Source organism: Kribbella sp. NPDC051718 (assembly GCF_040681515.1).
Lineage (GTDB): Bacteria > Actinomycetota > Actinomycetes > Propionibacteriales > Kribbellaceae > Kribbella.
On the sequence record NZ_JBFAYZ010000004.1, the window covers coordinates 14,122 to 39,266 of the forward strand.

The 25,145-nt window shown below is 70.5% G+C and carries 19 protein-coding genes; 12 read left to right on the forward strand and 7 right to left on the reverse strand.

The features are described from left to right. The first annotated feature begins 237 nt into the window (after positions 1-237). Genes AB0M15_RS15735 through AB0M15_RS15770 form a run of 8 tightly spaced genes read left to right on the forward strand, consistent with a single transcriptional unit; the run spans position 238 to position 11,584 of the window. Positions 238-1,527 (forward strand): aminotransferase class III-fold pyridoxal phosphate-dependent enzyme, encoded by a 1,290-nt coding sequence (locus tag AB0M15_RS15735; RefSeq protein WP_363818506.1) that lies wholly within the window; start codon positions 238-240, stop codon positions 1,525-1,527. Positions 1,528-1,545: 18 nt separating this feature from the next. Further along, the gene (locus AB0M15_RS15740; protein WP_363818509.1) at positions 1,546-2,553 is read left to right on the forward strand and encodes a TauD/TfdA family dioxygenase; all 1,008 of its coding nucleotides are present in this window, start codon (positions 1,546-1,548) and stop codon (positions 2,551-2,553) included. A 4-nt stretch (positions 2,554-2,557) separates the two neighbouring features. After that, positions 2,558-3,292, forward strand: a complete 735-nt coding sequence (locus AB0M15_RS15745) for a hypothetical protein (protein WP_363818512.1) — start codon at positions 2,558-2,560, stop codon at positions 3,290-3,292. A 23-nt stretch (positions 3,293-3,315) separates the two neighbouring features. After that, positions 3,316-5,844 (forward strand): amino acid adenylation domain-containing protein, encoded by a 2,529-nt coding sequence (locus AB0M15_RS15750; protein WP_363818515.1) that lies wholly within the window; start codon positions 3,316-3,318, stop codon positions 5,842-5,844. After that, positions 5,841-7,325 (forward strand): lyase family protein, encoded by a 1,485-nt coding sequence (locus AB0M15_RS15755; RefSeq protein WP_363818517.1) that lies wholly within the window; start codon positions 5,841-5,843, stop codon positions 7,323-7,325. The genes AB0M15_RS15750 and AB0M15_RS15755 overlap by 4 nt, the downstream gene beginning before the upstream one ends. Next, the gene (locus AB0M15_RS15760) at positions 7,322-8,260 is read left to right on the forward strand and encodes a hypothetical protein (protein ID WP_363818520.1); all 939 of its coding nucleotides are present in this window, start codon (positions 7,322-7,324) and stop codon (positions 8,258-8,260) included. Before AB0M15_RS15755 ends, AB0M15_RS15760 begins: the two co-directional genes overlap by 4 nt. Next, on the forward strand, positions 8,257-10,539 hold the full coding sequence (locus AB0M15_RS15765; protein WP_363818523.1) for a pyridoxal-phosphate dependent enzyme: 2,283 nt from the start codon (positions 8,257-8,259) through the stop codon (positions 10,537-10,539). The genes AB0M15_RS15760 and AB0M15_RS15765 overlap by 4 nt, the downstream gene beginning before the upstream one ends. A gap of 10 nt (positions 10,540-10,549) precedes the next feature. After that, entirely contained in the window at positions 10,550-11,584 is a 1,035-nt protein-coding gene (locus tag AB0M15_RS15770) for a GntG family PLP-dependent aldolase (protein WP_363820221.1), read from the forward strand. Between the two features lie 7 nt (positions 11,585-11,591). On the opposite strand, the gene AB0M15_RS15775 is transcribed toward AB0M15_RS15770, so the two are convergent. After that, positions 11,592-12,392 (reverse strand): hypothetical protein, encoded by an 801-nt coding sequence (locus AB0M15_RS15775; protein WP_363818526.1) that lies wholly within the window; start codon positions 12,390-12,392, stop codon positions 11,592-11,594. Between the two features lie 203 nt (positions 12,393-12,595). Here AB0M15_RS15775 and AB0M15_RS15780 point away from each other — a divergent pair, with 203 nt between their 5' ends. Beyond that, on the forward strand, positions 12,596-13,987 hold the full coding sequence (locus AB0M15_RS15780) for an FAD-binding oxidoreductase (protein WP_363818529.1): 1,392 nt from the start codon (positions 12,596-12,598) through the stop codon (positions 13,985-13,987). Then, positions 13,984-15,021, forward strand: coding sequence for a hypothetical protein (locus AB0M15_RS15785; RefSeq protein WP_363818532.1), 1,038 nt, complete (start codon positions 13,984-13,986; stop codon positions 15,019-15,021). Before AB0M15_RS15780 ends, AB0M15_RS15785 begins: the two co-directional genes overlap by 4 nt. A 51-nt stretch (positions 15,022-15,072) precedes the next feature. Here AB0M15_RS15785 and AB0M15_RS15790 read toward each other — a convergent pair whose 3' ends face one another. The 4 genes from AB0M15_RS15790 to vioD all read right to left on the reverse strand — a co-directional run bounded on the left by AB0M15_RS15790 (position 15,073) and on the right by vioD (position 20,237). After that, positions 15,073-16,179, reverse strand: coding sequence for a hypothetical protein (locus AB0M15_RS15790; protein WP_363818534.1), 1,107 nt, complete (start codon positions 16,177-16,179; stop codon positions 15,073-15,075). Between the two features lie 88 nt (positions 16,180-16,267). Further along, the gene (locus AB0M15_RS15795) at positions 16,268-17,152 is read right to left on the reverse strand and encodes a transglutaminase domain-containing protein (protein ID WP_363818537.1); all 885 of its coding nucleotides are present in this window, start codon (positions 17,150-17,152) and stop codon (positions 16,268-16,270) included. Beyond that, positions 17,149-19,110: an amino acid adenylation domain-containing protein gene (locus tag AB0M15_RS15800; RefSeq protein WP_363818539.1), complete on the reverse strand. Its 1,962-nt coding sequence runs from the start codon at positions 19,108-19,110 to the stop codon at positions 17,149-17,151. The genes AB0M15_RS15795 and AB0M15_RS15800 overlap by 4 nt, the downstream gene beginning before the upstream one ends. Beyond that, entirely contained in the window at positions 19,107-20,237 is a 1,131-nt protein-coding gene (gene vioD, locus AB0M15_RS15805; protein WP_363818542.1) for a capreomycidine synthase, read from the reverse strand. Before vioD ends, AB0M15_RS15800 begins: the two co-directional genes overlap by 4 nt. 450 nt (positions 20,238-20,687) lie before the next feature. Between vioD and gntD the strand changes: the two genes are divergently transcribed. Then, positions 20,688-21,707: a guanitoxin biosynthesis L-enduracididine beta-hydroxylase GntD gene (gntD, locus tag AB0M15_RS15810; RefSeq protein WP_363818544.1), complete on the forward strand. Its 1,020-nt coding sequence runs from the start codon at positions 20,688-20,690 to the stop codon at positions 21,705-21,707. A gap of 30 nt (positions 21,708-21,737) precedes the next feature. After that, positions 21,738-23,015: an MFS transporter gene (locus tag AB0M15_RS15815; RefSeq protein WP_363818546.1), complete on the forward strand. Its 1,278-nt coding sequence runs from the start codon at positions 21,738-21,740 to the stop codon at positions 23,013-23,015. A 115-nt stretch (positions 23,016-23,130) separates the two neighbouring features. Here the strand turns inward: AB0M15_RS15815 and AB0M15_RS15820 are convergent, their stop codons facing one another. Together AB0M15_RS15820 and AB0M15_RS15825 are read right to left on the reverse strand one after the other, a co-directional pair. After that, complete coding sequence (locus AB0M15_RS15820; RefSeq protein WP_363818548.1) at positions 23,131-24,171, reverse strand: cytochrome P450; 1,041 nt, start codon at positions 24,169-24,171, stop codon at positions 23,131-23,133. Positions 24,172-24,406: 235 nt separating this feature from the next. Further along, positions 24,407-25,138, reverse strand: a complete 732-nt coding sequence (locus tag AB0M15_RS15825; RefSeq protein WP_363818551.1) for a hypothetical protein — start codon at positions 25,136-25,138, stop codon at positions 24,407-24,409. Positions 25,139-25,145: the final 7 nt, after the last annotated feature.

The window sequence follows — 25,145 nt, forward strand, 5'->3', positions numbered from 1 at the left end:
TGCGACATACCTGACCACCGATCAGACATCACCTCCCAGGGACTGCGTCCTGCTACCTGATAGGACTGCAGACCCGCACTGCTCGGGCATCGTGGGCGCCGACAGGAGGTGGGTGATCGGGATGCTGTCGGCCTCCTGTGCGTCGCGCCGCCGACCCCGTCACCGGCGAGTCCAAGCCGGCCATGCCGCGAAGCCGGCCATGGTCTCTGCCCAGCTCGAGCACGGAGAGTGAATGCGATGTCGGATACCACCCGGGCCAGCGTCCTCTGGCGTCCCTGGACTCCCATCACGCAGCAGGCGCAATCCCTGCGGATCGTCGAGGCACGCGGCAACCGCGTCCGCGACGAGGACGGCAAGTGGTACATCGACGCAATCTCCGGGGTGCTCAACGCCTCCTGCGGGCACGCACACCCGAAGCTCATCGACGCGGCGACGCGGCAGATGGGCCAGCTCGTGCACTACGACCCCATGGTGACCAGCCACGACCCGGCCGAGAAGCTTGCGTCGCGCCTCGCGGACATCCTTCCGGGCGAGCTCAACGAGACGCTCCTGCTCAACAGCGGCTCCGAGGCGACCGAGGCCGCGGTGCGGATCGCGCTCCAGTACTGGCGCAACCTCGGCGAGGACCGGAACCGCGTGATCACCTTCGAGGCCGGCTACCACGGGTCGACCTTCCTGTGCCAGAAGCTCTCCGGCCTGCCGTTCACCGTCAGCGAGTGGACCGAGCCGTTCCCGATCGACCGAGTGCCGCTGCCGGCACCCGCGAGCCGCATGCAGACCCAAGAGGCGGCCGATGCGCTGGTCGCCGGCTTCGAGCAGGCCCTGCGGTCCGGACCGCCGGCCGCTGCCGTGATCGTCGAGCCGCTGCTCGGCCTCGGCGGATGCGTCGTGCTCCCGTCCGGCTTCTTGTCCCGGCTCCGCAGCCTGTGCGACGAGCACGGGGCGCTGCTCATCCTCGACGAGGTCTTCTGCGGCTTCGGGCGGACGGGACGCATGTTCGGCTTCGACCACGAGGGCATCACCCCCGACCTCGTCACGATGAGCAAGGGCATCAGCGGGGGCTACCTGCCGCTGGCCGCGGTGACGGTGACCTCCGGAATCAAGCAGTCCTTCCTCTCCGAGCCACTCGTCCAGGGCCTGCGCTACGGACATACGACGGGCGGACACGCGGTCGCCGCCGCGGTCGCCAACACCGTGCTGGACGTGATGTCCGAGGAGGGCCTGGTCGAGAACTCGGCCGCGCAGGGGCGCCGCCTGCTCGAGGGGCTCGGCCGGTTCACCGGATCGTCCCTGGTGGCCGGCGTACGCGGGCTCGGGCTCGTCGTGGCGCTCGAGGCGTCCAGTGTGGAGGCCGGCGAGGCGATCGCCGTGACGATGGCGGCCGAGGGCGTGATGGCGCGCCACGAGCGTGGCGTCATCCGGATCGCGCCGCCGCTCACCATCAGCACCGAGGAGACCGACCAGATCGTCGATGCGGTCAGGGTGGCCGTCGGACAGGGCGCCGCTGCGGCGCAACCGGTCCGCTGAGAGAAGAGGGCTGACTGAGTGAGCGGGAGCGCACCAGCGCTGCCTGGGGCCGGCACGTCGCGAACCGGTGTCGAACTGGCCGTCGTGGAGGCGCCGGCCGGTGGCCCGATGGGCTGGCTGACGACCGAGGCGCCGATGGTCCTGGACCAGGTACGACGGCAGGGCGCGGTCGTCGTACGCGGGTTGCAGATCGGCAGCCCGAGGGACCTCGCGGCGACGCGGGACGCACTGGGCTACCGGCCCCACCACACCACCGAGCACTTCGCCCCCCGTGAGGACCGGGCGGGCGGGGTCGTGACGCCGTTCAGCTGGCCCAAGGATCGCGAGCTGTGCCCGTCCCAGGAAGGCTCCTGCAGCCTGACTCCCCCTGCGCTGGTGCTCACTGCCTGCGCCCGGCTGCCGCGTCCCGGCTCGCAGCACCACGTCAGCGATGTGCGGCGCCTGCCCGAGGTGCTGCCCGACGAGCTCGTCGACCGGCTCCGCACGCTCGGCTGGACGGTGGCCCGGACTTTCCACGAAGGGTTCGGGATGTCGTGGCAGGACGCGTTCGGCGTGATGACGCGGGAGGAGCTCGAGCAGGTGCTCGCCCGCGAGGAGGTCGAGGCGACGTGGCTGCCCGATGGCGCACTGCGCACCACCCGGCACCGCGCGGCGTTCGTCGATCATCCGGGCACCGGCGAGACCTGCTGGTTCAACGACCTCGCCTTCTTGAACACCGGCAGCCTCGACCCCGCCGAGCGCGAGGTCATGACGCGCGCCTTCGGGCAGAACCTGCCGATGGAGACCGCCTTCGGGGACGGCCGGCCCCTCTCGACCGGCGAGCTGACGACCCTCCAGGCCGGCTACACAGCCGTACGCCGTGAGGTGACCTGGCAGGAGGGCGACGTCCTCGTCGCGGACAACCTGCTGAGCGCGCAGGGCCGTCCGCCGCTCGTCGGGTCGCCCGAGCTCCTGGTCGCTCTAGCGGACCGCAGGGCACGGCGCCCCACATCCAGTGCACAAGCACCACAGACGTACGAGGAGTAGAGAAATGGCGCAGATCAGAACCGGTGCGAGCCTGCGGGACATCAAGGACCAGCTCGACGTGGTCGTGGAGAAGTCCGACACGGCCGGCTTCGATGCGCACATCTCGGTCCTCCGCGGCCTCGCCGCACCGGCCGAGCTGAGGGGCATGCTCGGGCAGATCATCGACGACGAGGACCAGTTGGCCGAGATCGCAGCCCGGTCCTACTACCACTCCAACAACTTCCTGAAGCTCGTGCTGATGGCCGGCGACACCAACCCGTGGAAGCTGCGGCTCCACGTGTGGCACCCGCAGCCGGACGTGACCGAGGAGATCACCGAGGACGTCCACTCCCACCGCTGGGACTTCACGACCGCGCTGCTGGCCGGCGAGTACTGCGCGCGGGAGTTCCGGGTCGACGACACCGGCGACGAGCACCATCAGCTGAAGTACCTCCCAGTGGGTGCCGACGAGTCCTACAGCCTGGAGCCGCAGGGCACGGCCCGGCTGCTCAAGGTCTTCGAGGCCGTACTCCCCGCCGGCACGGTGTATCGCATCAACCACGAGGTGCTGCACAACATCTCCCGCTCCGGCGGCGGTGGTGCGGCATCGCTGGTCCTCCAGCAGCCGGCCGTCACCGAGTTCACCAACGTCTACCGCCGATCCGCGGTGGAGACCGAGGACAAGGTCGCGGTCAAGATCGAGCGCCCGGGACCGGCAGAGCTGCGCGAGGAGCTCACCCGGTTCCTGACCTGGTTCTGAGCCGGCAACCAGAGGAGGACGTCGTGACGGAGCAGGTCGAGGCAGTACGTAGCTCGCAGCCGCGGGGAGTCGGTCCACTACGGCCGTTGCCGGGCCGCCGAGCGCACGAGCTGTTCGAGGAGTGGGCGCGGAGGGCGCCGGACGCGACCGCCGCGGTGCACCGCGACGAGCGGTGGACCTACGCCTGCCTCGACGCGGCCGCTGACCGTGTCGCGGGCGCCCTCCACTCGGCAGGCCTGCGGCCCGAGGGCGTCGTCGCTGTGTGTAGTGAGCGAACGCTGGAGTGGCTCGCCGCGATCATCGGGATCTTCAAGGCCGGCGGCGTGTACCTGCCGATTGAGCCCGCCTACCCGGACGAGAGGATCGCCGAGCTTCTCCGACGCTCGGAGTCGACCCACGCCCTGCTGGCGGACGACGTCCCACCGCAGACCTTCCGTGACGTGGGGGTCAGCGTCCTGCCCGTGGCGCCGGACGCCGCGGTCTCACCCCGGCCGGCGGTCACCGTCTCGGAATCCGACCTGGCCTACATCTATTTCACCTCCGGCTCCACAGGTGAGCCCAAGGGCGCCGCCTGCGAGCACGCAGGCATGCTCAATCACCTGCTGGCAAAGATCGAGATCTTCGAGCTGGGTCCGGGGTCGGTGGTCGCCCAGACGGCCTCGCAGAGCTTCGACATCTCGCTCTGGCAGGCCTTCGCGCCGCTGCTGGCCGGCGGGTCGACCCTGATCGTCGACCCCAAGACCGTCCTCGACGTGCCGGCGCTGCTGGGACTGCTGGCCGAGGAGAAGGTCGCGGTGCTGCAGGTCGTACCGAGCTACCTCGATGTGGTGGCCACCCGGCTCGAGGCGGGTGACCAGGTGCCGGGCACCCTGCGGATGCTCGGCGTCACCGGCGAGGCAGTCACCGCCGCCGTGCTGCGTCGTTGGTTCGCCCGCTGCCCCGCGATCCCCGTGGTCAACGCCTACGGTGCGACCGAGGCCTCCGACGACACCACGCACGAGGTGATCACCGGGGTCGCCGACGACGATCTGGTCACCGTCGGCGTGCCGATCGCCAACGTCCTGGTCGACGTGGTCGGTCCCGACGGTCTGCCGGTCGACGACGACAGCGTCGGGGAAATCACCTTCTCCGGGGTGTGCGTCGGACGCGGCTACGTCAACGACCCGGTCCGGACGGCCGAGGCCTTCGAGGACGACCCGGTGCGCGCCGGGCTGCGCCGCTACCGCAGCGGCGACTACGGGCATTGGCTGGCCGACGGGCGACTGCGGTTCATCGGCCGTCGCGACGAGCAGGTGAAGATCAGCGGCATGCGCGTCGAGGTCGGCGAGGTCGAGGCGCAACTGCTGCGCGTCCCCGGCGTCCGTACGGCGTGCGTGATCGTCATGCCGGACGGCTCGAGCAAGCGCCTGGCGGGCTTCTACACGGCGGAGTCCCCGCTGGGGGAAGTCGCCGAGTCGCTCGCCGAGCTCGTGCCACACCACCTGGTCCCGCGCACGCTGCGGTGGATGCCCGAGCTGCCGCTGACCGGCAACGGCAAGGTGGACAAGCGCGCGCTGGCGGACCTGGAAACCGGATGCGCGACGGGCACCAGCGTCACGCCCCCGCAGAACCTCCTCGAGCGCCGCATCGCCACGGCCTGGGCCGAGGTGCTCGGCGTGCCGCTCGACGAGATCGACCGCAACGACAACTTCTTCGAGCGCGGCGGAGGATCCCTCGCCGGCATCCGGCTGGTGGTCCGGTTGTCCGGTCTCGTGTCGCTCGTGGACCTGATGAAGCACCCAGTGCTGGCCGACCTGGCGGCGGCGGTCGAGCAGCCCCAGGACGGCGACTCCCTCCTCCAGCCCCTCGCCCGGCCCGAGGCTGCCTCCGCTGCCCTGGTGTGCCTGCCCTACGAGGCCGGCAACGCCCTCAACTTCGATGCACTCGCACGCGCGGTCGCCCGGGACGACCTGGCGGTCTGGGCCGCCGAGCTGCCGGGCCACGACATCGCGCGTCCCGACGAGCAGCTGTGCGACATCGACAAGCTGGCCCGTCGGCTGAGCGAGGAGATCCTCGACCGGGTGGCCGAGCCGGTCATCCTCTGGGGACACGGCGCAGGAAGTGCCTTGGCGCACGCCATCGCGGGCCACCTGCAGACCGCTGGTGCCGCTCCTCGCCACGTCATCCTCGCGGCCGGTGCCGGGGAGCCGGCTGACGGTGCTGCTGACGTCGGCACCTGGATGCGCGAGGCCGGTGCGCTCACCGACGTCGACCAAGCCCGGTCGATCCACAGCGAGATCATCGAGCGCGCGTTCCGCCACGACGTGGACCAGGCAGAGGCCTACTACGGCGACGCCGGGCGGCAGCCGGTCGACGCGCCCACCACCGTTGTCGCCGTGCCTCGAGCTCCCGGTGAGCGCGAGGTGGCCGCCGAGCTCACCGAGCTCTTCCCCCTGGCGCGGCTCGTCCCGCTGAAGGTCATGGACCGCTATTTCGTGCGCGGCCGGGCGGCCGACGCCGCCGCGCTCGTCCGCGACTTGCTCACGCCCGTCGCAGAGGGCAGGGCTCCGTGAGCGTGACTGGGCGCCTGACCGCCACACCCGGCGACTTCGCGCGGCGCGAGTTCCTCGAGCCCCAACTCCGCCACGAGCTGGAGCATCTGCTGCCGTGGTACGTCCTGATCGAGAAGGCCCTCCTGGCCGAGTACCACCGTCTGGGGGTGTTGTCTTCGGGGGAAGTGGCCGGCCTGACCGCAGGCCTGCGCGGGCTGACGCAGGAGAGCGTCGCCGCCCGGGCCGACGAGTCGCTCACCGACATCGCTCTGGCGATCGAGGCCCAGGTCCTCGCCGGCTCCGGCCCCGTACCGGCCTGGCACGTGGATCGCAGTCGCAACGACCTGCAGGCGTGCGCGCAGCTGTTGCACGTGCGCGACCAGGTGACGACCCTGGCCGCAGGCTTCGGCCGCTTGGCGCAGGCAGCGCTCGGGCGTGCGGGCGAGGACGTCACCTCCCCGATGCCCGGCTACACCCACCTCCAGGCCGCACAGGTCGTGAGTCCGGGGTTCTGGCTGTCCGCCCTGGCCGAGCACGCACTGGCGACGTCATCGCGGCTGCTCTCGACCTACGACCGCATCAACCTCTCGCCGCTCGGAGCCGGCCCGATGGCCGGGCAGGAGTTGGCGTGGGACCGGGACCTACTGGCCGAGGCAGTCGGCTGCACTGCCCCTGCTCCACACGCGTTGGCCGCGGTGGCCTCGAGATCGTGGCTACTGGACGTCGCCGCCGACCTGTCCACTGCGGGTGTGGGTCTCAGCCGTTTCCACACCGACCTGATGGCCTGGCTCTCCAGTGCGTACGGTCTGGTCGAGCTGCCCGACGACCTGGCCGGCATATCGGCGTCGATGCCCCAGAAGAAGAACTATCCGATCCTCGAGCGGCTGCGCGGCCGGACGGCGCACCTCCTCTCGTTCTACGTCGACCTCGCCAGTGGCCAGCGCAACACGGCGTACAGCAACAGCGTCGAGGTGTCGAAGGAGGCTGGGCGGCACGCGAGCGCCGCCTTCGCCGACGCGCGAGCCGTGGTGGACGGGACCACCCTCGTGGTGGACCGCCTCCAGTGGCGCGTGGACAGGATGCGTGCGTGGTGCGAGCGCGACCACTTCGGCGGGTTCAGCCTCGCCAACCAGCTCACCCTGCGGGCCGGTGTCCCGTGGCGGACGGCCCAGGTCGTCGCGGGACGCTACATCGTCGCCGTCCTCGAGCAGGACGGCGGCCGCGATGACGCCCGGCTGCTGAGCGACCTCTGTCATGCGGCCGGCCACCCGCTCGAGGACGCCGGGTCGTTCCTCGACGCATCCCTCGACGTGGACGGTCAGTTGGCGAGCAAGGTGTCGGCCGGTGGAACAGGTCCCGACGCTGTGCGAGCGCTGCTGGACAGCCAGCACGAGCGCAGGGTCGCCCTGGAGCGCGAGTGGGCTGCACGGACGTCGGCGGTGGACGCGGCCGTGGCCAGGACCGACGCCGCGCTCGACGCGCTGGCGGGACGCCGCGCATGACCCGGCAGCTGCTCCGATCCAAGCGACCCCGGCCGGCCGGGCGGGCCCGTGGCTCGGGAGTCAGCTCGGTCTTCGGCACCTTCGGCGAACTGCTGCAGGGCGCGTTGCCCGAGGGGCCCGACTTCCTGGTCACGCTCCCGATCGCCCGCTGGTCCACCGCCAAGTTCGAGTACGACGGCGCCCGCGAGGGCATCGAGACCTCGCCTGCGACGAAGACCAAGGCCCAGCGGGTCGCCGAGGCGGTGCTTGCCCGGCATGCCGCGGGCGGTGGCGGGTCGCTGCGGCTCAGCGGATCCCTCCCTGAGGGTCGCGGCCTGGCCAGCTCCTCGGCCGACCTGGTGGCGACCGCCCGGGCGGTCGCCCGGGCCATCGGCGTCGACATGCCGCCCGCGCTCGTCGAGGACCTGCTGCGACCGATCGAACCCACCGACGGCGTGATGTATCCCGGCGTGGTCGCCTTCGACCACCGCGACGTCGTGCACCGGAGCAGCCTGGGCGCGCTGCCGCCCATGACCATCGTCGGCATCGACGAAGGCACGCCCGTCGACACGGTCGCGTTCAACGCGATTTCCAAGCACTTCACCGACCGCGACCGTGCGGAGTACGCCGCCCTACTCACCGAACTCGGCGCCGCCGTGCTCGCCGCGGACACCCTCACCATCGGGCGCATCGCCACGCGCAGCGCATACCTCAACCAGCGGCTGTGCCCCAAGCGGTCGCTCCATGCGATGACCGCCCTCAGCGCGGAGGTGGGCGGGGTAGGCGTCGTCGCCGCGCACAGCGGCTCGGCCATCGGGCTGCTGCTCCCCCAGCACCTCCCCGACTACCGCGCTCGGCTGGCCGAGGCGATCACCCGCTGCCGGCATCTGGGCCAGGCGCTCCTGGTGTGCCAGACCCTGGACTTCGACCCCGCCGACATTGGAGCAGAACTGTGAAGTACGACGACCTCGTCGATGCGATCGGGCACACCCCCGTGGTCCGGCTGCGCACTGGTCCCTCGACCGCGGCGGTCTACGCCAAGCTGGAGATGCAGAATGTCTTCGCCATGAAGGACAGAGTCGCCAAGCGCGTGGTCCTCGAGGCACGCGCCAGCGGTCTGCTGCGCCCCGGTGCGCCGATCCTCGAGAGCTCCTCGGGCACGATGGCGCTGGGGCTCGCGCTGGTCGGCACGATGCTCGGCCACCCGGTCCACATCGTGACCGACCCACGGATCGACGAGATCACCCTGGCCAAGCTCCGCTCGCTCGGCTGCTCCGTGCACGTCGTCGACGCGATGACATCGCACGGCTGGCAGAGCGCGCGGCTGACCCGCCTCGCCGAACTGATGGCCGAGTACGACGACGCGTTCTGCCCCCGTCAGTACTACAACCCGCAGAACCCGCTCGCCTACAGCGCGCTGGCCGACGAACTGCTCGCCGACCTCGGTCGCGTCGAGGTGCTCGTCGGCGCGGTCGGGAGCGGTGGCTCCCTGTGCGGTACGGCACGCGCCCTGCGACGTGCGCAACGAGCAGTCGGCTTCACCGATCCCGTGCGGGTCATCGGCGTGGACGCCGTGGGCAGCGTCCTGTTCGAGCAGCCCGACCTCCCCCACCGCAGACAGAGCGGTCTGGGCAACAGCTTGATGCCGGGCAACCTGAGCCTTGCCGAGATCGACGAGGTGCACTGGCTCAACGACCACGAGGCGTTCGCCGCTACCCGTGAGCTCGCCCGCGACGAGTGCCTGTTCGCCGGCAACTCTTCGGGGTCGGTGTACCAGGTGCTCCGGCACGTGGCACTGACTCTGCCGGAGGGCGCCACAGCGGTCGGTATCTTCCCCGACCGCGGCGACCGCTACGTCGACACCATCTACTCCGACGACTACTGGGACCGGGTTGACCTGCGGTCCCTCCCGATCCGTCCCGAGCCGGAGCAGGTCGCCTACGGGACAGAGGTGGCCCAGTGGTCGTGGGCCCCGGTAACCTCGCCTCCCCGACGGCGGCTGCTGTTCGTCGAGTCCAACACCACCGGCACCGGGATGCTCGCCATGGAGCGCGTCCGCGAGCTGGGCCTGGCCCCGGTGCTGCTGACCAGCTCGGCGACGCGCTACCGGGGCGTCGCGGAGACCGACTGCGAGATCGTGCGCTGCGACACCAACGACCAGGCTGCCCTGTCGAAAGCCGTGCACGAGGCGTTCGACCCGCAGGAAGTGGCCGGGGTCACCACGACCAGCGAGTTCTACCTCGAGGCCGCGGCCCTGCTCGCGGCGGAACTCGGCCTGCCGGGCAACACACCCGAAGCCGTACGCCGGTGCCGCGACAAGTCCGAGACCAGGAAAGTGCTCACTGAGGCAGGTCTACCCCAGCCCGTGTCGGTCTGTGTCGGCACCGCAGGAGACGTCGCCGCCGCCGTCGCCCGCACCGGACTGCCCTGCGTGGTCAAGCCGGTGGCCGACTCGGCGTCGACCGGCGTGCTGCTGTGCGAGAGCGTAGGGCAGGCCGTCGAGCAGGTCAGCCTCCTGCTGGGCCAGATGCACAACGTGCGGATGCAGCCGCAGCCCCCCGTGGTGCTCGTCGAGCAGTTCGTGGACGGCGCGGAGTTCAGCGTCGAGACGGTCTTCGTAGGCGGCCGTTGCCACGTCGTCGGCATCACGAGGAAGGACCTGTCCCGCCGCCCGGCCTTCGTGGAGCTGCGCCACGCGTTCCCCGCCGCGCTCGACGAAACCACCGCGCGCGAGATCGGGCACGTCGTGACCGAGGCACTCGCGGCAGCCGGGATCGGCCACGGGGTGTGCCACACCGAACTGCGGCTTGCCGAAGCCGGACCCACCGTCATCGAGATCAACGCCCGCCCGGCCGGAGGCATGATCCCCGAGCTGATCAGTCTCGCAGGCGGCGCCGACCTGCTCGACCAGCAGCTGAGGGCGGCAGTCGACCTGCCGATAGCCCTTGGGGACCTCCCGACCAGGACGGCCGGCATCGCGTTCATCACCAGCACCACCGACGGCGAGGTGTCCACCATCGACGGCGTCGAGGAGGCACGGAGCCGGGAAGGTGTCGCGGCGGTGCACACGAGCTGCCGTCCCGGCGACCGCATCCGCGCCGCCGTCGACGCCTACGACCGGTTGGGCCACGTGATCGCCAGCGGGGAGTCGGTCGAGCAAGTCGACCGCACCCTCGACTCGGCGTTGGCCGGCATCACCGTCCGACTGACCGACGACCGAGTGAGGACCTACTGACGTGATCGAGATGCGGAGCGACACCTTCACGCTGCCCACCCCCGAGATGTTCACCGCCATGACCATGGCCGACCTCGGCGACGACGTCTACTCCGAGGACCCGACCGTCAGGCGGCTCGAGGAGCTCGCGGCCGAGCGGGTCGGCAAGACCGACGCCTGCCTGATGCCCAGCGGCACGATGGCCAACCTGACCGCGATGATGGCGCACGTCCCGCGGGGCGGGAAAGCAATCGTCGGGGACGAGAGCGACATCTACCTCTACGAGGCCGGCGGGGCGAGCGTGTGCGGCGGGATCGTCTACGAGCCCGTCCACACCCAGCCCGACGGTACGCTCGAACTCGCCGACCTCGACGCGGGCTGGCCACCCGACCTCGACGACTCGCAGTTCGCCCTCCCCGGCCTGGTCTGCCTCGAGAACACGCACAACCGGATGGGCGGGCGGGTGCTGGCCCCCGGCTACCTGGACGACGTACGACGCCTGGCGGACGAGCGCGGGGTTCCGGTGCACATGGACGGAGCCCGGATCTTTCACGCAGAGGTCGCCAGCGGCGTGCCCGCGGCGGAGATCGCCCGCGTCGCCGACTCTCTCCAGTTCTGCCTGTCCAAGGCGCTCTCCGCGCCGATCGGCTCGATCCTGGCCGGGGACCGCGACGTCGTCGCCCGGGCGCGCCGGCTACGCAAGATGCTCGGCGGCGGCATGCGCCAGGCCGGGGTGGTCGCTGCCGCGGGCATCGTGGCCCTGACCTCGATGGTCGACAGGCTCGCCGAGGACCACGCCCTGGCCGCGCGCCTCGCGCAGCGGCTGGCCGAGGTCGACGGGATCGACATCGACGCGAGCTCGGTCGTGACCAACATCGTGCTGTTCCGGGTGACCGCCGGTGACCTCGACGTGGACGCCGTGGTCGACCTGGCCCGTCAGCGTGGCCTGGCCATCGGCGAGTTCGGCCACGGCCGGATCCGCGCGGTGACGCACCGCGGCCTCGGGCCCGCCGACGTGCGCGACGCGGCCGACATCCTCGCCGGCATCATCAAGGAGGCCGGCTGACCCGGTCTCAGGCAGAGCGAGGCAACTGGGGAAGCAGGTCGAGGTGCTCGTCGGAGACCAGGTCGAAGCGCAGGGCGAACGCGACAAGCGCCTCCCGCTTGGAGTGCCGCCGACCGTCGTCGCCGTGCTTGGCCCAACGGGTGACCGGGACCTTCTGCTCCACCAGGTAGTCGATGTGGTAGTTGATGCTGCTGCGGCTGGCCAGGCTGAACCCGTCGGTGCCCTGCAGTCGCGTCACGACCTCCTGCACCGACGGGACGGCCGCCATGGAGTTGCCGCGCAGCCGCGGCTCGCACAGCGCGACGAGCACCGCGAAGTACTTGCTGGACGTGTCCAGGCGCGGCAGCGGGCCGTTGCCGTCGTCGGTTGCGCGTTCGACGTCGAGCATCGGCGGCTCCGGACCGAACGCCTTGAGCTCGAAGACGTCCATCCCGGCGGGAATGAGGATGCGGGACATCTCGAAGGGGACCGACACCCCCATATGCCGCGGGCGGGCCTTGACCAGTTCGCTGCCGCCCTCGAGGTTCTCGATCACGAACGTGGTGCTGGTCGTGAAGTTCGAGATGATCAGCCGGTCGTCTTCGACCTCGAAGGCGCCGACCCGGGGCAGGGCGCCGGGCTTCCAGCCTCCCGAGGAGGGGTCGCGTCCGAAGTCGACGCACTCGCCCTCGCGCAGGTCGATGCGACGTCCGGTCGGGCCGTCGTCATCGACGCCGGGCGGTCCGTGCACCCAGGTGATCGTCGCGGTTGGCCCGACGGCCGGCTCCGCGCTGGTTGCCGCTGTGCGTGCATGCGGAAATTTCTCCATGGGTGGCTCCCCCTGAGCGGTGGTTCGGCCGGTCCGTTTCACAGTCAGCACCTGCCGGGATCCCGAGTCTCGGCGCAGCTGATCGCCAGCAACGTAACAGCGTCAGCGGCTTCGCGTCGTGGAAATCCCGCTGCGTTGCAGCAAGTTGCAGAGTGTCCGATGGGTCATGGACGCGCGCCGTCCGCGCCCCCTAACGTGGCCCCGTGAAGCCGTGGGACGGGAGGCTGTGGCGCGTCGGTGACCCGGGCTTCGAGAAGGCGTCGGTGGCCGGCCTGTTCAACCAGCGGGTTCCGTCGCGACGGCCGCTGGCCGTGCTCCGGGCCGGCAGCGTTGCCGACGTCGTCGCCGGCCTCGGACTGGCGGCTCAGGAGGGGTGGCAGGTCGCCGTGCGGGCCGGTGGGCACAGCTGGACCGCGTGGTCGTTGCGCGAGCGGACCCTCCTGATCGACGTCTCCAACCTCCGCGACCTGGCCTACGACCCCGCCACGGGCATCGCCACGGTGGGCGCCGGCGCCCGCGGCGGGCACGACCTCGACCCGTTCCTGGCGCGCCACGACCGGTTCTTCCCCGTCGGGCACGCACCTTCGGTGGGCGTTGCCGGCTTCCTCCTGCAGGGCGGACTGGGCTGGAACACGCGTGGCTGGGGCTGGGCGGTCGAACACGTGGAGTCCCTCGACGTGGTCGCCGCTTCGGGAGAGCTCGTACACTGCTCGGAGGAGGAGAACGCCGACCTCTTCTGGATGGCGCGTGGTTCCGGCCCCGGCTTCACCGGCGTCGTCACCTCCTTCCGGCTGCGGACGCGCCCTCGCTTCCGGCACCTGACGCACGCGACCTGGGCCTATCCGGTCGACACGGCACCGGAGATCCTGTCCTGGTACGCCGAGTGCCGCCACGCGGTCCCCGACGAGGTAGAGCTGGCACTGGTCGGGTGCACGGTTCCCGGCCTCGGCCAGGTCATCGTCGTCGACGCGCTGTCCTTCGACGGGGGCGCGGACTCGCTCGGCGCGCTCGAGACCTGTCCCGTCCGGGGGCGGGCTCTGTCGCGCGAGACGACCTCTGGGGTGTCGTTCGCCGACCTCCTCGCTGCCCAGGACCGAGCCAACCCGGAGGGACACCGCTACCACGTCGACAACGCGTTCCTCACCGGTCCGGCGGATGACTGGTGCCGGGCGCTCGTACCGACATTCGGCTCCCTCCCCACGCCACAGACGTTCACAGTCCTGGGCGACCTGGGCCCCGCGGCACGCCGGGCCCGTCCGGAGATGGCCTTCTCGGTGGACACCGACCTCTACTTCGCCGCCTACGCAATCACAGACACGCCTTCCGGGGACACCCGTTGTCAGGACTGGCTGGCGCGGACGATGGCCGACCTCGCTCCGTCGTCGGCCGGGTGCTATCTCGGCGACACCGACCTCGCCACCCGAAGTGCCCGGGTCATGTCGGATGCCGCATGGATCCGCTACCAGCTAGTGCGCGACGACCGGGATCCCGAACGGCGCTTCCCCGGTTTCCTCGGCGAACCGTCCCAGGCCGTGAACGCGGCAGCCGCCATCCGCCATCCGGCCCCGAAGAAAGCGGTACAGGAATGTCGATGAACCAGGCCGACTCCGATCTCGCGGCCACGAAGGATGTGTACCTGCATGTCGGGCCGGTGAAGACGGGATCTACCTATCTGCAGGATTTGCTGTGGCGCAATCGCGATGATCTCGCTCGGCAGGGATATCACCATCCCGGTGAGCACCCCAACGAGATGTGGCTGGCCACGACCGACTTGCAGGACTACGAGTTCATCCATTTCGAGATGCCGGAGGCGGCCGGGCTCTGGGCCCAGGTGTGTGAACGGGTGGCCGCTCACGACGGCACCTCGCTGATCTCGCACGAGGTGCTGGGCTGGTCGACCGAGAGGCACGTCGCGAAGGTCGTGGATTCCCTCGCTCCCGCCCGGCTGCACGTCGTGGTGATGGCCAGGAGCCTGGCCCCGATCCTGGCCTCGCTGTGGCAGGAACTGATCAAGATGGTCTACCCCGACACCAGCTTGCCCGACTTCCTGGTGGCCGAGCGCGAGACCGGGTCGCCATGGACCGACGCCTCCTTGATCGTGAACCGATGGCTCGCTCACGTGCCGCCCACGCGCATCCACGTGGTCACGGTCCCGCCGCGAGGTGCCGAACCGACCGAGCTGCTGAGCCGGTTCTCGGAGGCGCTGGGCATCGAGACGACGGCCTGGCACACGGACGGCATAGCGACGAACAGGTCCCTGGACCGGGTCCAGGCCGAGCTCTTCCGGCGCCTCAACCTGGCAGCTTCACCCTCGTTGGACGTGCGGGCTCAACGACGGCTGCTCAACGGCACCTTGCTGCCGCTGATGCGGTCCGCCGATCGCAGCAGAGAGATACGCCTGCCGGCGTCGGCGCGTGGATGGATCGAGGACGAGACGTCTCGCCGGATCGACGCGCTGCGACACAGCGGTGTGCATATTCATGGTGACCTCGCCGACCTGCTGACCACCGACGAAGCCTGGGAGGACACCCCGCTCCGCGTCCGCGACGAGGACGTGCTCGAAGAGGCCCTCCAGCTGCTGATGTCGAGCCATCCCGATCTGATGCCCAATCGCCTCGACATCGTCTAGATGTGATGCATCACCCGCGTAGCCCAGCGCCTGCTCGCGATGGCCGCCGGCTCAGCCGGCGACGCCCACGACCAGCTCGCTGAACCCGCGATAGGTGCGGTTGGCCTTGGGGGTCGCGGAGACCACCCTCGCGCCGGGCGCCTTCTCCACGAACTGACGGACCACCTCGTCACCCACCAGGCGCGCCAGCGGCGCGCCGATGCAGCGGTGGACGCCGTAGCCGAAGGCCAGGTGGACCGCCTTGTCCGCCAGCGGTCCCGGGCCCCCACTCGGCGCCTCCGGATCCCACGTCAGGGTTCCGGGCCGATCGAGGACGTCGGTGCCGTCGAGCGAGATGAGGACCGCGCTCCCCGCGGGGATCGGCGTGGACGCGATCGACGTCGCTTGCTCCGCCACCCGCGCCACATGTCCCAGCGGCGCCCAGTGCGACAGGGTGCGCTCGATGAGGGCGCTGCGCTCCCCGGCGGTCGACGGGGCGACCTCGGACTCGATCATGTACTTGCAGGCAAAGCCCAGGAGGCCGACCGTCGTCTGCAGCCCGCCGAACACCATCATCGCCGCAGTCGCCACCCGGTCCTCCTGCTCCCCTGACGCCAGGCTCAGCACGGCGCCGGGAGTCGCCTCGGTAGACCGGACGAAGTCGGACAGCTCCACGATGGCGACCTGGGCCTCCATCGCGTAGTCCGGGCGATAGGACGCGCCCAGGAACTTCGACAGCGCCAGGCCCCACCGGTGCAGCGACTCCTGCGAGGCCGACTCGAACCCGAGGACCAGGGCGATCGCCCGAGCCGCCACCTTGTCCGCGACCTCCGTCACGAAGTCGAACTCCGGGGAGCTCATCGCCTCGTCCAGCACCTCCTCCACGATCACCGCCAGCGCCGGCGCCATGTCGCGGATGTGGCGCGGGGAGAAGAGCGGGCGAACGGCCTTGCGTGCCGCCTGGTGATCGGCGCCGTCGTGGAAGATGAACCAGCGCTCGACGAGACTGACCAGGTCGGGACACTTGTCGCGGACCTCATCCGGCAGGTAGCTCAGATTCATCGGCCCGAAGGTGTCGCTGATGAGGGCGGGGTCGGCCATCGCGGCACGGGCCGGCTCCCAGCCCCACACGACGTAGCAATCGAGCCCGTCGTGGTAGCGCACTCCGCTGGGTTCCATGGACACTCCCTTCCGGCACTGACGTGGTCGCTCACTTGGGGTGGGGCCGCCGCCCGGAGACGGTCCGGTCCGGCGTCGTCACCCCGATTCAGCTCCCGCCCGGTCGGGGCTCCGGCACCCGCAGCCGCTCGTCGGCACACAGCCGCTCGAGCTGGGCCAGCCTTGAGTCGGGCGCCTGCGTGAGCATGCCGAGGTCGTCGAGGAGGGCCGCGAGCCCGGCGTCGACGGTGTCGCCCGGTCCCGGCATCGCCCCCCAGGTATCGTCCGGCAGCACCTCCTGTCGTTGCAGAGCCACGGCGTCCCGCATCAGGTTTGCGGCGACGTACCACTCCCCGAAACGACCCGTGATGCTCAGCCCGAACGCCTCCGGGTCGGCGGTGCCGGCACGACACCGCGCCCATGCCTCACCGGCGACGAGGAACTGGTCGCGCGGTACGTCGAGGTGGTCGAAGTCGATCTCGAACAGGCTCCGCTGCATCGCGTCGACCTGGGCGTCGACCAGCACCCAGCGCTGCTCCTCGGCGTGCCAGTACTCGCAGACCCAGTGGTCCTCGAACCGGCCCTCGTTGAAGTAGCCGGCGAAGCCGCACCGCGCTCGGGCAGGTGTCCCGTGGACGCGCAGGGCGGCAACCAGCAGCACCACGAAGTGCCAGCAGTTGCCGGCGATCCGGCCCGTGGGCGCGCGCGGCTGGTCGAGCGGCCGCCCGTCCCGCGCAATGACGAAGTCCAGTATCCGTTCGACCGAGCGGTGGTGCGCGGTGCCGCGGTCCTCGTCGGTCAGCACGACGCCGTACGCCGGGGCGATGTGCTCGTGCACCACGAGGGCGTGGTTGATTGCCGTGATGCGGTCCACGTCGTGCGGGAGCGCCTCGACCTGCGGGCGGTGGCGGCCCACGTCCGTGGTGCCGCCCAGCTGGGCGTAGAAGGAGAGCGTCGGTGGTAGGACGCCGGTGATGTCCACGCGTGCGGTCATCGGACGATGCGCTCCCGGTCGAGGTGTGCCGCGAGCTGCTCGACGCGGGAGTGGTACAGGAGGTCGGTCGCGCGCATGGGCATCCCGGCATCGCGCAGCATGCCGGCGACCTGCAGGGCGAGCAGGGACGACCCGCCCAGCAGGTAGAAGTCGGCCGTCGACGAGGTCACGGGGACACGGAGCACCTGGCCCAGCACGTCTGCGACCAGCTGCTCGGTCGGTGTCAGGCTCCGGCCGAGGACCGCCTGATCGGCGCGCACCTGCTCGAGGTGCTGGAGCAGGCGGGCCCGGTCGATCTTGCCGCTGGCGGTGAACGGCATGCTGCCGACCGGCAGGACGATGTGCGGGACCATGTAGGCAGGCAGCTTCTCCGACATCTCGGCGCGGACCGCCGCAGGCCCGTCGAGATCGCCCACGACGAAGCAGACGAGCTGGGTCGGCGGATCCCCGAGGGTCATGACGGCGGCGTCGCGCACGTCCCGGCACGCCTTCGCCGCCATCTCGACCTCCTCGAGCTCGAGGCGGTATCCCGAGATCTTGACCTGCCGGTCCGCCCGGCCACGGAACTCCAGGACCGGCGAGCCGTCTACATCGCGTACCAGCCGGGCCAGGTCGCCGGTCCGGTAGAGGCGCTCGGTCGTGTCGCCGAAGACGCAGTGGTCGAGCCACACCTTCCGGGTGGCCTCCTCCGAGCAGTAGCCCTGGGCCAGCCCCGCGCCGGCGATGTAGAGCTCGCCCTGCTCACCGATCGCGCACAGGCCGCCTGCGTCGTCGAGCACGTAGAGGCGGTAGTGCGGCAGCGGCTTCCCGATCGGGACCTTGCCGTCCGTCCGCTCGGGAGGTACGACGATGCAGGTCGCGTTCACGGTGGCCTCGGTCGGGCCGTAGACGTTGTTGAGCAGGCCGGGCGACCGGACGACGTCGTACCACTGCCGCGTGCTCTGGTAGGTGAAACTCTCACCTCCGACCAGGGTCCACCGCAGGTGCGGGAGATCGCGCAGGCCGGGGTTGGAGACGGCCGCGTCGAGCAGGTGGAACCAATGTGAGGTGACCATGTCGAGGTGCGTGATCTCCTCCTCGCGCAGCCACACCAGCAGCTCGTGGGAGTCGAGGAGGGCCACCTCAGGCATGACCACCAGGCAGGCGCCGGCGGTCCACGCGGGGAAGATCTGCTGCACCGACGGATCGAACGTCAGGGGTGCGTTCTGCGCCACGCGGTCACCGGCGACGGTCCCGTGCAGGTCATGGAACCACCGCACGAGGTTGAGCACGCTGGACTCCGCGACACGCACGCCCTTGGGCCGCCCCGTCGTGCCCGACGTGTAGATGACGTAGGCGGTGGTGTCCTCCGGAGCCCCTGCCTCGGGTACCGGTGCGAGCCGGTCTGCCGCCGGAACCCCGGACCAGTCCTGCCACCCGTCCACTGCCCCGCCCGCGTCGAGCACGGCGCATGTCGGCACCAGGCCGGTCAGCGGCTGCACCTTCGGTGCGCTCGAGACGTCGGAGAGGACGGTCAAGGCCCCGCAGTCCTCCAGCATCAGCCGGAGCCTGTCCGTGGGGTCGTCGGGGTTCAGCGGGACGTAGGCGGCGCCCACCGAAATCACGGCGAGCAGCGCCGGGTAGGGCACGACCGTCCGGGTGGCGACCACGGCGACCGTGTCCCCCGGCCGCACGCCCGATCCTCGGAGGTGGGCTGCCAGCGCTTCGGCCCGCTCGTGGAGCTCGGCGTAGGTGAGCACCTGGCCGTCGGCCGACACCGCGGGACGGTCACGATGGTCCCGTGCGGCCTGCGCCAGCCACGGCAGCAGCCTCGACGGGTGGCCGCCCGAGTTCACCGGCGCCTGGTTGAACTCGAGCCAGGCCGCGCGCTCGACCTCGTCGAGGTCGGCGTCCCCTGGCCGTGCGAACGGGCTCGGCTGCGAGAGCATGGCGCCGTCGCCGTCGCCCTTCGTCATCATCGCCGGTCCTGCTGCCGGATGACGCGAGCGAGGACGTCCAGCCCCGCGGCGACGTCGGGCCCGGGAGCGCCGAAGCCCAGCCGGATCCGGTCCGGGTGGTCGAAGCAATCACCGGGGACGGTGAGTACGCCGTGCTCGTCAGCGAGGACCTCGCACAGCGGCCTGGTGTTCTCGACCCCGAGGACCTGCGGGAAGAACGTCACGCCACCGCCGGGCGCGAACCCGGCCACGATGTCGCGATGAGCCGCCAGCCAATCCACGACGGTGGCCCGGTTGGCCCGGACCTCCGCCAGTCGCGGCCCGAGCACCGCGTCGGCGTTCTCGACCACCCGCGCCGCGATCTCCTCCAGCAGGGGCGAGGTGTTCAAGGTGACGTAGTCGCGCATCCGTACGAGCTCGCGAGCCAGCGTGGACGGCGCGATGCACCATCCCACCCTCAGCCCCGGCAGGCCGTACGCCTTGGACAAGGTGCCGAAGGAGACGCAGCGCTCGATGGTGCGGGAGGGATCGGGCAGGGGCTCGGCATCGTGGACCAGTTCGGCGAAGGCGGCGTCCCACAGCAGGTAGGCGTCGCTGCTGCCGACGATCGCGAGGAGCTCGTCGTACTCGGCAGCGGTGAGGGTGATCCCGCTGGGGTTGTGCGGGAAGTTGAGTACGACCGCGCGCGTGCGGGGACCGACCAGGGAACGGAGCGCATCGAGGTCGGGCCGGCCGCCCGTCAGGTCGAGCTCCCACCTGACCAGCGTGGCGCCTGCCGACGCGGCGAGGGCGGTGAGTGCGTGGTAGCTCGCCGTCGTGACCACGACCTCGTCGCCGGCGCCGAGGTCGAGGGCGGACACCGCCAGCAGGATGGCCTCCGTGGAACCGTTGCACACCAGCGGCTCGTGGCCAGGCCCCGGCTCGAACCTCTTGCTCAGCGCCGTGCGCAGCTTCTCCTGCCCGGACGACGGGGAGTCGCGGAAGGCCAGCTCGTCGAGTTCCTCGGCGGTCGTGCCGGTCAGCTCACGGACCTCGCCGAGGGTGTACGGGTGAACCCCACTGCTGCTGATGTCCACCCGTGCGTCGAAGTAGCGCACGCGGAACCAGTCCTCGAGCGCGGCTGCGGGGACCCGACCGAGCACGGTCACCGGTCGGTGCCCGTGCGCGCATACAGAACGTCGAGTTGCCGGGCCACGGGCCGCCTCCTCCTGCTCGTCCAGCTCGCTCTCGCGCTGGAACCGGATCTCCTGGGATCCCCAGGATCGAGTCGGCGCCCTTCACTGCCCGACGAGTTCCTCACTGTATGACCGGGTGCCACGGGGCCGGACACTGACAGATGAAAGGGTCCGCAGCGTCTTCCGACGGCGCGGGCGACCCTGACAAATGCCAGCCGCAGGGGGCGTTCAACCCGGCCTACCATCGCGGCGTGACGACACCTGGCAGGACAACGATGGCCGTCACCCGCTTCCGGGCGCAGCCGGCGCCTGACGCACCACCCACCTGCTCCGCACCAGTTCGAGCTCGCGGAGGCGTACGTCGTCCCGGTCCCGGGCCTGCTGACCACAACCGGAACCAATGCGAGGAGTAGCATGTACGGGATGACGTTGAACGGCTCGGAGATCGATGCCATTCATCGGCTGGTCGGTGAGATCAGCGAGAAGTACACCACCGTCGAAGACCGCGAGCTGCTACTCAACGCATCCGTCCTCGCGCACGAACTCCCGCGGCGCGTGCGCAGCTTCCTCAACGACTTCCGCCTCACCGAGCCCAGTGGCGTTGCGGTGATCTCAGGACTCCCCATCGACCAGGAGCGCATCGGCAGCACGCCGGCCCACTGGCGGGATCGCGACACAGTCTCCTCCGCCCTGCCCGAGGAGATCTTGTTCCTCCTGTGCGGAACGCTGCTCGGCGACGTGTTCGGCTGGTCGACCCAGCAGGACGGGTACCTCATGCACGACGTGCTTCCGATCAAGGGCGACGAGGACGACCAGCTCGGCACGGGCAGCAAGCAGCTGCTCTGGTGGCACACCGAGGACGCCTTCCACCCGTTCCGCAGCGACTATGTCGGGCTCCTGTGCCTACGCAACCCCGACGAGGTCGAGACCACCGTCGCCATGGCGGACTCGATCCCGTGGGACGAGCTCGACGTCGATCACCTCTTCCAGCCTCTCTTCCACATCCGGCCCGACGAATCGCACCGACCGAAGAATCAGGCCGACCGCGATGTCTCCCCTGAGATCGCGGAGCTCCTCGACGCCGCCTACGCCCGGATCAGCGAGATGAACACCCGGGCCGAGAAGCGCCCGATCCTCTCGGGGTCCGCCCGGTCTCCCTACATGTGCCTCGACCCCTACTTCATGGACGTCGACCAGCTCGAGGAGCCGGCCCGGGGAGCGATCCAGGGACTGATCGGCGCCATCGATCGGGTGCTGGAGCCGGTCGTGCTCAAGCCCGGCGACCTCTGCTTCGTGGACAACCACAAGGCCGTGCACGGCCGCAACCCGTTCACCGCCCGCTACGACGGCAACGACCGCTGGCTCAAGCGGATCTGTGTCACCCGCAACCTCCGCAACTCGCGCGAGGCGAGGCTGTCGAGCTCGGACCGCATCATCTTCTGATCCCCAACCCGAAAGCGATACAGCCCTTCCATGGACGATCCGACCACGCCCGCCGTAGACCAAGACACCGAGCAGCGGGCCCGGGGGCTCCTGTTCCGCAACCGCGACTACACCGGGTGGTGGATCGGGGCGACGCTCTCGGAGTTCGGCACCGCCCTGGCGGTCGTCGCCTATCCGCTGCTCGTCCTGGCGGTGACCGGCTCCGCTACCGGTGCCGGCGCGGTGGAGGCAGCAGTCAGCATCGGCTACGTGGTGACACTGCTGGTCGGCGGTGCGCTCGCGGATCAGTTCTCGCGCCGGACCCTGATGCTGCTCAGTCCGTCGATCCAGGCGGTGGCAGTCATCACCGTCACGATCGCGGTGTTCACCGACCACGTGACCATCCCGCACATCGTGCTGGTCGGGTTCCTGCAGGGGCTCGCGGGCGGTCTCTCGGGTGGCGCGGAGTATGCCGCACTACGCCGCGTGGTCGACCAGGACCAGCTCCCCACCGCCTTCTCGCTGATGCAAGCCCGGGGAATGGTGATCCGGTTGGCCGGGCCGGCGATCGGAGGCGTGCTGTACGGCCTGGCACGGTTCCTGCCATTCCTGGTCGACGCGATCTCCTTCGTGGTCAACATCGTCGGCGTGCTGATGATCCGCCGGCCGCTAGGTCCCGACCTCGACGAGAACGAGGCACGCGAGCCGGTGCTGAAGAGCATCGGCGGAGGCATCCGCTTCATCATGGCCAACGCCTACCTGCGGTTCGTCCTGGTCTGGGCCGCCCTCATCAACGCCTGCGCGGCCGGCCTGCTGATCCTCGTCATCGTCTTGGTGCACACCCGTGGCGGCAGCCCGGCGCTGGTCGGCGCGGTCAACGCCATCGGAGCGGTCGGTGGCCTCGTCGGCGCGCTCGTCGCCGCCAGGATCGTCCGCGCGCTCCCCGGCCGCCTGCTGGTCATCGTCGCCTCGTGGCTGATGGCGCTAGCGGTCGCCGGGATCGCGGTAGTCACCACCGCCTGGGCCGTCGGCGTCCTGATGGCGGTGCTGATGTTCGTCGTCTCGCCGCTCAACGTGCTCTTCTCTTCCTATCAGGCGCGGATCATTCCCGACCGGCTGATCGGCCGGGCCTCCAGCGCGATCGAGTTCGGCGCGTCGTCGATCCGGTGGGTCGGCGCGCTCGCCGCCGGCCTGCTGGCCTCGGCCATCAGCCCGGCAGCGGCGACCGGCATCTTCGCCGGCCTGCTCGCCCTGATCGCCATCAGCACCCTCGTCGCGCGCGGGCTCCGCGTGCTCGACACGCCCCTCGACCAGGTCGTGGCCGACTGATCTGTGGGCTGCTCGTCAAGGCGCACGCTGAGGCGCCCGTCCCCGTTGAGGGGGCGGGCGCCTCGTGCTTCTCAGGAATCTTGTCAGTGAGGCCCGGCCCGCAACCCCTCAGCAGTCACCAGGAGACGTGGAGGGTGGCCGGCCCGGAGTCGGCGAAGCCGTAGGACCACGGCACGTCCTGGACCGCGGTCTCCAGCCGGAGGCCCGGCAACTCGCGCGCGAGCACGGTGAGGGCCGCGCCCAGCTCCATGCGCGCGAGTGCGGCCCCCAGGCAGTGGTGCGGACCGCGGCCGAACGTCAGATGCGGGACACCGCGCCCCGCGACGTAGCGGTTCGGGTCGGGGAACCTTTCGGGGTCGCGGTTGGCCGCCTCCAGGCGGGCGAGCACCATGTCACCGGCGACGAGCTGCTCGCCCTCGAGCGTAAGGTCCTGCTGCACCCAGCGGGGCAGCGCCTCGCCCGTCAGACCGGCGAGGAGCCGGAGCACCTCGTCGACGTCGGGATCGGTCTCGCGGGTTCGCCCCTCCACGATGCCCTGCAGGACGGCCACCGAGATCGCGTTGCGCGGGCTGAGGTAGCCGCCCTCCAGCAGGACCATGATCAGCGAGGTGAGCTCCTCGTCGCCGAGGCGCCCGTCCTCGGTGTCACGGACGGCGATCAGGTCGCTGAGCAGGTCGTCGCCCGGGCTCTTACGCTTGGCGGCCACCAGGTCCTTGACGTAAGCCTCGAGGGCCGCCATCCCCTGGCGCATACGCTCGCCGTTGGGCACGTTGCCGATCAGCAGCGCCTCCTCGGCCCACCCGCGCAAGGCTGCTCGCTCCTGCACAGGCACGCCGATGGACTCGCCGAGCACGTTGATCGCCAGCGGAGCGGAGAAAGTCTCCACCAGGTCGATGGGGTGCGACGCATCGACCTTCTGCGCGGTGATCCGGGCAACGTAGCCGTGCGCCATCTCCTCGACGTACGGACGCACCGCCTCCACCCGGCGAGCGGTGAGCCCGCGGGTGACGAGCCGACGGATGCGCGCACGCCCGTCGACGGCACCCTCGGCCTCGGCCTCGGCGGCCGGAGGAGCCCCGCCGAAACGGGGGTCGGAAAGCACGGTCGCCACCGCGTCGTACGACGTCACGAGCCAGGCATTGTCGAACCTGGGCATGGGGACGCGCGCCACGGGCGCCTTCTCCCGCATCTCCTCGTAGATGGATGGCGGCTCGAGGGGCCCGGGCCGTTCGAAGAGCTGGAACATGTCGTCCTCTCAGTCCGGTGGACGCGGTGGGGCGCTGCCCGAGCATCTGCGATACCGGCGCCGGCCGGTACTGTCAGCTGTCAGCTTCGCCCCGGCCGGCTCCTCGACCTCACCCGGTCAACCGAGGGCTGGGGCTACGTCGGGCTCACACGCTCCAAGGGAACTGCTCGACCCCTTCGCTACTGATCCGGATCTGAAGCTCCGCGGCTATCGGTGGCGCCAAACCTCCCACGTCCACCAGCACGTTCTTGCCGCCGAACGCCAGCATCCGGATGGCGCACTCGGCGGTCAGGGCTGCCCACAGGAGATCCTCGCGAGGGTTTGGGATCCCGAGAATCTGCGTAACCAGGTCGTCGATCGGACCCAGATCCAGCACGTGCCCCAGCGGCGGGTTCGGACCTGCGTCGTGGTCGATCCAGATGACTGCGTTGACCATGGGTTCCGCGAGGTCAGGCGTGTTGGGCAGGTCCGGGGGCGACACCGCACGGGGCGGTTTGGGGGTCTCGTCGGCTCGCGTGGAGAGCGCGATGCGCGGGGGAGTCCGTCGCGAGCTGCCTGACAACTGGAGCCTGGCTTCGGACTGGACGATGGGCGCCAACGCGTCGAGGGCATGAGCAACGTAGTACCCGTCCGGCTGTTGCGCCACGATCCGGGACAGCGGTCCGGACAGGCTGATGCCGTGACCGTCGTCGTGCAACTCGGTGAACAGGATCCGGGCCTGCGGGAACATGCCCCGCAGCATGCCGAGCAACGTGCCGCTCACCACCGGCGTGAGCAGCAGGTTGGCGGTGTCCGGCGCATCTTTGATGTCCACCACGACGTAGCCGTCGCCGAGCGTCTCGCTGAGCTCCGCCCTGGCGGCCGTAGACAGCGGCATAGTGGTC

Coding starts and splice junctions, on each gene's coding strand:
- AB0M15_RS15760 (WP_363818520.1), top strand. CDS start 7,322: ATGACCCGGCAGCTGCTCCGATCCAAGCGACCCCGGCCGGCCGGGCGG.
- AB0M15_RS15790 (WP_363818534.1), bottom strand. CDS start 16,179: ATGGAACCCAGCGGAGTGCGCTACCACGACGGGCTCGATTGCTACGTC.
- AB0M15_RS15800 (WP_363818539.1), bottom strand. CDS start 19,110: ATGATGACGAAGGGCGACGGCGACGGCGCCATGCTCTCGCAGCCGAGC.
- AB0M15_RS15820 (WP_363818548.1), bottom strand. CDS start 24,171: ATGCCCAGGTTCGACAATGCCTGGCTCGTGACGTCGTACGACGCGGTG.
- AB0M15_RS15785 (WP_363818532.1), top strand. CDS start 13,984: ATGAACCAGGCCGACTCCGATCTCGCGGCCACGAAGGATGTGTACCTG.
- AB0M15_RS15815 (WP_363818546.1), top strand. CDS start 21,738: ATGGACGATCCGACCACGCCCGCCGTAGACCAAGACACCGAGCAGCGG.
- AB0M15_RS15735 (WP_363818506.1), top strand. CDS start 238: ATGTCGGATACCACCCGGGCCAGCGTCCTCTGGCGTCCCTGGACTCCC.
- gntD (WP_363818544.1), top strand. CDS start 20,688: ATGACGTTGAACGGCTCGGAGATCGATGCCATTCATCGGCTGGTCGGT.
- AB0M15_RS15825 (WP_363818551.1), bottom strand. CDS start 25,138: ATGCCGCTGTCTACGGCCGCCAGGGCGGAGCTCAGCGAGACGCTCGGC.
- AB0M15_RS15795 (WP_363818537.1), bottom strand. CDS start 17,152: ATGACCGCACGCGTGGACATCACCGGCGTCCTACCACCGACGCTCTCC.
- AB0M15_RS15775 (WP_363818526.1), bottom strand. CDS start 12,392: ATGGAGAAATTTCCGCATGCACGCACAGCGGCAACCAGCGCGGAGCCG.
- AB0M15_RS15770 (WP_363820221.1), top strand. CDS start 10,550: ATGCGGAGCGACACCTTCACGCTGCCCACCCCCGAGATGTTCACCGCC.
- AB0M15_RS15745 (WP_363818512.1), top strand. CDS start 2,558: ATGGCGCAGATCAGAACCGGTGCGAGCCTGCGGGACATCAAGGACCAG.